The sequence below is a fragment of the Sphingomonas bacterium genome (assembly GCF_903643035.1).
In the GTDB taxonomy this organism is placed as follows: domain Bacteria; phylum Pseudomonadota; class Alphaproteobacteria; order Sphingomonadales; family Sphingomonadaceae; genus Sphingomonas.
On the sequence record NZ_CAHJWW010000164.1, the window covers coordinates 1 to 6,295 of the forward strand.

The window sequence follows — 6,295 nt, forward strand, 5'->3', positions numbered from 1 at the left end:
ACCCCCAGCGCGATCGCGAGGCCCGCCACCGCCAGCGCCGCCCCTGCCCGCCCGCCGCGCCCGATCGCCAGCGCCGCTGCGGCAAGCGCAAGAGCGGCCAGCATCGTCGCGACCCACTGAACCTGGTGCGGCAGCGCGAACCACGCCGTCACACCCATCCCCAGCATGACCGGCAGCCACAACGGCAACTGATCGCGTTCCGCCTCCAGCCAGGACTCGACTGCGCCGCGACACCGGATCCACGACCTTGCCGGGCCGGTTTGAAGGCGCCAAAGCCACATGCTAGGGGCGAAACCGGCTATCGTGGCCATGACATCCTCAGTCTGGGAGCGAGCGCGGTTGAGCGCAACGGATAACATCGGCGCGTCGGCAGGCGCCGCGGCGGATGTGCAGGTGGTGACCCGCTTCGCCCCCTCGCCCACTGGGTTCCTGCACATCGGCGGCGCGCGGACGGCGCTGTTCAACTGGCTGTTCGCCCACCATCACGGCGGCCGCTTCCTGCTGCGGATCGAGGATACCGATCGCGTCCGCTCGACGCAGCCGGCGATCGACGCGATCATCGACGGCATGCGCTGGCTGGGCCTCGATTGGGACGGAGAGGCGGTGCACCAGTTCGCCCGCGCCGCCCGCCACGCGGAGGTCGCGCGGCTGCTGGTCGACCACGGCCATGCCTATCGCTGCTATGCGACGCCCGACGAGCTGACGGGTCTGCGCGACGCGCAACGCGCCGCCGGCCAGCCGATCCGCTACGACGGGCGCTGGCGCGACCGATCGCCCGAGGAGGCGCCCGCGGACCTGCCCTACGTCATCCGGCTGCGCGCTCCCCGCAACGGCGCGACGACGATCGCCGATCTAGTCCAGGGCGATGTCACCGTGCAGAATGCGGAGCTGGACGACATGGTCCTGCTGCGCTCGGACGGCACGCCGACGTACATGCTGGCGGTCGTGGTGGACGACCACGACATGGGCGTGACGCATGTGATCCGCGGCGACGATCACCTCAACAACGCGTTCCGGCAGCTGCCGATCGTCCGGGCGATGGATGCGATCGAGGCCGGCTGGCCGGATCCGGTCTACGCTCACATCCCGCTGATCCACGGCCCGGACGGCGCCAAGCTGTCGAAGCGTCACGGCGCGGTGGGGATCGACGCGTATCGCGACACGCTGGGCATCCTGCCCGAGGCGCTGGACAACTATCTCCTGCGGCTCGGCTGGGGCCATGGTGACGACGAGATCATCTCGCGCGCGCAGGCGACGCAGTGGTTCGACATCGCGGACGTGGGCAAGGGACCGTCGCGTTTCGACCTGAAGAAGCTGGAAAGCCTCAACGGCCACTACCTGCGCGAGGCGGACGATGCGCGGGTGGCGGCGCTGGTCGCGCCCAGACTGGACGCCGGCTCGGGTAGCGCGCTGGGCGGCGACGCGTTCGACCTGCTCGTGCGCGCGATGGCGGTGCTGAAGGTGCGCGCCGCCAATCTGGACGAGCTGGCCGACGGAGCCCGCTTTCTTGCCGCCACCCGGCCGCTGGCGATCGCGCCCGATGCCGAACCGTTGCTCGCCGGCTCCGCCCCCGCGCTGCTCGCCGCCGCACATGCGGCGCTTGACGCGGTCGAACGATGGGATACGGCGCATCTCGATGCTGCGGTGCGGGCAGTGGCCGAGAAGGCCGGCGCGAAGCTTGGCCAGGTGGCGCAGCCCCTGCGGGCGGCGCTGACCGGCCGGCGGACATCGCCGGGCATCTTCGACGTGCTGGAACTGCTCGGGCGAACCGAGAGCCTGGCGCGCATCGCGGACCGAATGGCGCCTGACGGGAAGGAACGACTGGAATGAGCGACTCGATGAAGCTTTCCCTTGGCGACAAGCAGCTCGACTATGCGGTGCTCAAGGGCAGCGTGGGACCCGAGGTGGTCGATATCCGCAAGTTCTATGCGCAAACCGACTCGTTCACCTACGATCCGGGCTTCACCTCGACTGCCAGCTGCCAGTCGACGATCACCTATATCGACGGCGACGAAGGCGTGCTGCTCCATCGCGGCTACCCAATCGGCGAGCTGGCCGAGAAGTCGAACTTCATGGAGGTCGCCTATCTCCTGCTCAACGGCGAGTTGCCGGAGGCGGAAGCGTTCGACGATTTCCGCTACACCATCACGCGCCACACTATGGTGCACGAGCAACTGGCCAGCTTCTTCTCGGGCTTTCGCCGCGATGCGCATCCGATGGCGATCATGTGCGGCGTCGTCGGCGCGCTCAGCGCCTTCTATCACGACTCGACCGACATCCACGATCCGCAGCAGCGCACGATCGCGTCGCACCGTCTGATCGCCAAGATGCCGACGATCGCGGCGATGGCGTACAAGTACAGCGTCGGCCAGCCGTTTCTATATCCAGACAACTCGCTGAGCTACACGGGCAATTTCCTGCGCATGACGTTCGGCGTACCGGCCGAGCCATATGAGGTGAACCCGGTGATCGAGCAGGCACTCGACCGTATATTCATCCTCCACGCCGATCACGAGCAGAACGCGTCGACCTCGACCGTACGGCTCGCGGGATCCTCGGGCGCCAACCCGTTCGCGTGCATGGCGGCGGGCATTGCCTGTCTGTGGGGGCCGGCGCACGGCGGCGCGAACGAGGCGGCGCTGAACATGCTCCACGAGATCGGCCGGCCCGAGCGTATCCCCGAGTTCATCGCCCGCGCCAAGGACAAGAACGATCCGTTCCGCCTGATGGGTTTCGGGCACCGCGTATACAAGAACTACGACCCGCGCGCGACCGTCATGCAGAAGACGGTGCGCGAGGTCTTCAAGGCGATGAACGTCAGCGATCCGGTCTTCGATGTCGCGCTGCAACTCGAAGAGATGGCACTGAACGACGATTATTTCCGCGAGAAGAAGCTGTTTCCCAACGTGGACTTCTATTCGGGTGTGATCCTGTCGGCGATGGGCTTTCCCACGTCGATGTTCACGGCGCTGTTCGCGCTCGCCCGCACCGTCGGCTGGGTGGCGCAATGGAACGAGATGATTACCGATCCCGACCAGAAGATCGGCCGCCCGCGTCAGCTCTACACAGGTCCGACGAAGCGCGAATACGTGCCGCTCGGCTCGCGCTGATGCAGGCCGTCGCAGCCGGGATCCGCATCGTGGCGGCGTTGATGGTGCTGATGGGACTGCTCTGGATCGGTCAGGGCACGGGGTTGATCCACTGGCCCGCGAGCAGCTTCATGCTCGATCAGCGGCCCTGGGCCGTGCGCGGTGCACTGCTGGCGATCGCGGGCGTCGGACTGTGGCTGGCCGGTCGGCGAGTGGCCAGGCGCTAGCGCCGCCTCACCGCGCCGGCAGCGAGAAGACGAAGCGCGCGCCCTGTTCCGGTGCGCTGTCCACCGTCAGGTCACCGCCCATCGCCCGCGCCAGGCGTCGGGCGACATACAGGCCGATGCCGCTGCCGCCGGGCTCGGACCGGTCGACCCGCTCGAACTTGTCGAAGATGCGTGCCTGGTCTTGCGCGGCGATACCCTTGCCCTGGTCGGCGACCACCACGATCGCGTTGGCGCCCTCGCGTTCGGTCCGGATCCACACCGTTCCGCCTTCGGGCGAGTAGCGCACCGCATTGCCGACCAGGTTGACCATTACCTGCAGCGCGCGTCGGAACTCGCCTGTCGTGGGCAGGGTATCGTCGGGCATGGGCCGGTCGATCCGCACGCCCGCGTCCGACGCGCGCACCCCCAGCAGGCCTCCGGCTCGCCGAGCGACGTCGGCTAGGTCGATCGCATCGGCGGCGACGACGAAATCGGGTCGCTCGATCGCCTGGAGGTCGGCGAGATCGTCGACCAATGCGATCAGATGCCGTCCGGCGCTGGCGATGTCGGCGGCATAGTCGACATAGTCCGCCCGCAGCGGTCCGTCGGCCTGTGCGTGGATCGAATCGGCGTTGGCGACGATGATGCCGAGCGGCGCCCGCAGGACCGTGTCGAGCCGCGCGCTGAACGCCTGGGTCAGCGTTGCCGCTTCCGCCGCGTCCGGGTCGACCGCAATGGTCCCGACGAAGCCGGCGAATGCGCCTCCCGGATCGAGCCGCGCTGTCGCTGCGATCAGCACCGGCCGGTCGGATCCCCGAATGGTCGCGCGCTGGCCGGCGAACCCCTGGCGCTGGGCGAGCGCGGCGATCACCGGCAGGTCGCCGTCCGCGCCCTCCGCCAATCGGAACGCCTGCGTGAACGGTCGACCGAGCAGGCCGGCCACGTCGAGGCCGAACCGCCCGCCCGCCTCCGGCGACAAGGCGGTCAGCCGCATCGCCGCATCGGTTTCCCAGCGGTCATCGCCGCCGTCGGGCAGCGGCGCGGGTCGGTCTGCGGCGGGGCGCAGCAACTGTCGCCACGGTTGGCGTTCGCGCCAGTCGCCGATCGTCAGCGCGACGGCCCCGCCCTCCACCGGCTGCGCGCGGATCCAGAGGTCCAGGTCCGCTACCTCGTCCGCCACCGTCACGCCGCGCGAGATGAGCACGCCTAGTCGTCCCGCGAGCCGCGCGAGCGTCGCGATCGGGTTCACCGCCAGCGGCTCGCCGATCGCTCCGCCCGCACGCGCGTTGAGCGCCAGCAACGCCTCGTCCGCGCTGGCCAGCCGCCCTTCCTGGTCGATCAGGCCGCGAACGGTTCCCCGATCGATCATCGCCCCGATGCTCCGGTCGCGCCGAGCGTCCGCACGTCCGCCAGCGCGGCGCGATAGCATGGCGGCAGGCTCGCCCCCGCGAAGACCGCCGCCGCGCGCTCCGGCGCGACCGTCATCGCGACGTCCAGCGCGGCGACGAACCGGTCGAGGTCGCGGCGCGGATCGGCCTCCGCCAGCGCGACTCCGATCCGCGCGATCGTCGCCCGATCCAGATCCTGCGCGCGTAGCAGCAGCCACAGTCGCTCGCCGGCCGCATCGGTCAGCATCGCGCGGACGGCGCCGAATGTCAGCCCGCTCGCGTGCGCGAGCAGGGCGACGAACAGCACCGGCTGCCGATCGCCGATCGCCTCCAGCAACAGGGCGGGCAGTTCGTCCGGGCGAGCACCGACGAGCTCCGCGAACCGCATCGCGCTAGACTGGGGCGAGACCTCGTCCGGCGTCGCGTCGATCATTTCCGCCGCCGCCTCCACCAGCGCGTGATCGACGCGGGGATCCTCGGCCATCCGGTCGCGCAGCAGCGCCGCCGTCCACCAGACCAATCGATCGCGCATCACGACTGGCAACGGCGGCGCGACATCGGGCGCCTGTCGGTTATGTGCCGCAAGGAGCGCCGATGCGGCCTCCGCGATGTCAGGCTCCGGACAGCCGGCGAGCCGGGCGAGCAGGCTGGGGCGATCGGCTCCCGTCGAGGCGCCGGGCGGGAGATTTGCGGCCAGCGCCTCCAGCCGCACGATCGCCAGCAGTTCGGAGAGGACGAGCGCCTCGTTCGCGGCCAGCGCGAACAGGTCGGCGAGCAGCGACACAGGGTCGTCGAGCAGCCGTTCGGCGGCGGCCACGGCCTGCATCGCTCCCAGTCTCTGGGCCGCGCCCAGTCGCACGCCGCGCTCGATCGGCGCCGCCGCCGCCGCAAGACGACGGCGCAGCGACGCAAGGGTGCGCTCGTCGAGCCGATGCTCGACCGGCAGCGCCAGCTCGCGCAGCGCCCGCCGCTCGTGCGACCCGGCGGCATCCAACGCCGCACTCGCCGCATGCACCAGCGTATCGGCGCGCGTGTCCGCATCCTGTGCGATCGTCGGGATTATGGTTCTGGACTCGACCGGCATGCGTTCGCCTTTAGCGCGACGTCGTTAAAAGCGGGCTAAGCGTCGCGCCGCAGCGCCTCGATCGCCGCCGCCAGGGTTGCCACGGCATAAAGCGCGACGGCAACGAGGCCGGTCATCGGTCGCCCGACCGCCGAGAACGGTATGAGCAATGCCAGACATGCCGCCGGCGTGCTCCACCAGCGCCGCCGCAGCTTGGGCAGCGCCGCCCGCTCGCCCAGCCCGACCAGCAGGACGAGCACGATCGCCACCACCGGCGCGCCCGCCGTGCCCCCGCCCGTGGACATCCCGCCCGTGGACATGCCGGTCGCGACCATGCCGCTGGTCGGCGTCAGACCGCGTCCCAGCAGGATCGCCCCCACCGCCGCCAGCACGGCGATCGCGCCCTCCTGGCCTATCGCAAACGCACCCTCCTCGCGCAGCCGGGCCAGCGTCGCGCCAAGCGCCAGCGGAAATACCGCGGTCAGCAGCAGCAGCAGCCCGGACGTCGGCCATCCTGCGATCAGCGCGCCGATCCCCGCCAGTCCCAGC

The 6,295-nt window shown here is 70.1% G+C and carries 5 protein-coding genes and 2 pseudogenes; 3 read left to right on the top strand and 4 right to left on the bottom strand.

Annotated features, from left to right (window positions below; genetic code table 11):
• Positions 1-188, bottom strand: a pseudogene (locus HUV01_RS10725) (ComEC/Rec2 family competence protein); the annotation flags it as partial.
• A 121-nt stretch (positions 189-309) separates the two neighbouring features.
• Between HUV01_RS10725 and gltX the strand changes: the two are divergent.
• Genes gltX through HUV01_RS10740 form a run of 3 tightly spaced genes read left to right on the top strand, consistent with a single transcriptional unit; the run spans position 310 to position 3,316 of the window.
• Positions 310-1,830: a glutamate--tRNA ligase gene (gene gltX / locus HUV01_RS10730; protein ID WP_438827167.1), complete on the top strand. Its 1,521-nt coding sequence runs from the start codon at positions 310-312 to the stop codon at positions 1,828-1,830.
• Positions 1,827-3,110, top strand: coding sequence for a citrate synthase (locus HUV01_RS10735; RefSeq protein ID WP_174298254.1), 1,284 nt, complete (start codon positions 1,827-1,829; stop codon positions 3,108-3,110). Before gltX ends, HUV01_RS10735 begins: the two co-directional genes overlap by 4 nt.
• Positions 3,110-3,316 (top strand): hypothetical protein, encoded by a 207-nt coding sequence (locus tag HUV01_RS10740; protein ID WP_174298252.1) that lies wholly within the window; start codon positions 3,110-3,112, stop codon positions 3,314-3,316. Before HUV01_RS10735 ends, HUV01_RS10740 begins: the two co-directional genes overlap by 1 nt.
• 7 nt (positions 3,317-3,323) lie before the next feature.
• On the opposite strand, the gene HUV01_RS10745 is transcribed toward HUV01_RS10740, so the two are convergent.
• The 3 genes and pseudogenes from HUV01_RS10745 to HUV01_RS10755 all read right to left on the bottom strand — a co-directional run.
• Positions 3,324-4,664, bottom strand: coding sequence for a sensor histidine kinase (locus HUV01_RS10745; RefSeq protein ID WP_174298255.1), 1,341 nt, complete (start codon positions 4,662-4,664; stop codon positions 3,324-3,326).
• Positions 4,661-5,767 carry a DUF2336 domain-containing protein gene (locus tag HUV01_RS10750; RefSeq protein WP_174298256.1) on the bottom strand — a complete coding sequence of 369 codons (1,107 nt, stop codon included), beginning with the start codon at positions 5,765-5,767 and terminating at the stop codon, positions 4,661-4,663. The genes HUV01_RS10745 and HUV01_RS10750 overlap by 4 nt, the downstream gene beginning before the upstream one ends.
• A gap of 35 nt (positions 5,768-5,802) precedes the next feature.
• Positions 5,803-6,295 (bottom strand): annotated as a pseudogene (locus HUV01_RS10755) (hypothetical protein); the annotation flags it as partial.

Bases quoted from the DNA above. Each gene is read 5' to 3' on its own strand.
- gltX (WP_438827167.1), top strand. From the start codon at position 310: ATGACATCCTCAGTCTGGGAGCGAGCGCGGTTGAGCGCAACGGATAAC.
- HUV01_RS10745 (WP_174298255.1), bottom strand. From the start codon at position 4,664: ATGATCGATCGGGGAACCGTTCGCGGCCTGATCGACCAGGAAGGGCGG.
- HUV01_RS10750 (WP_174298256.1), bottom strand. From the start codon at position 5,767: ATGCCGGTCGAGTCCAGAACCATAATCCCGACGATCGCACAGGATGCG.
- HUV01_RS10735 (WP_174298254.1), top strand. From the start codon at position 1,827: ATGAGCGACTCGATGAAGCTTTCCCTTGGCGACAAGCAGCTCGACTAT.
- HUV01_RS10740 (WP_174298252.1), top strand. From the start codon at position 3,110: ATGCAGGCCGTCGCAGCCGGGATCCGCATCGTGGCGGCGTTGATGGTG.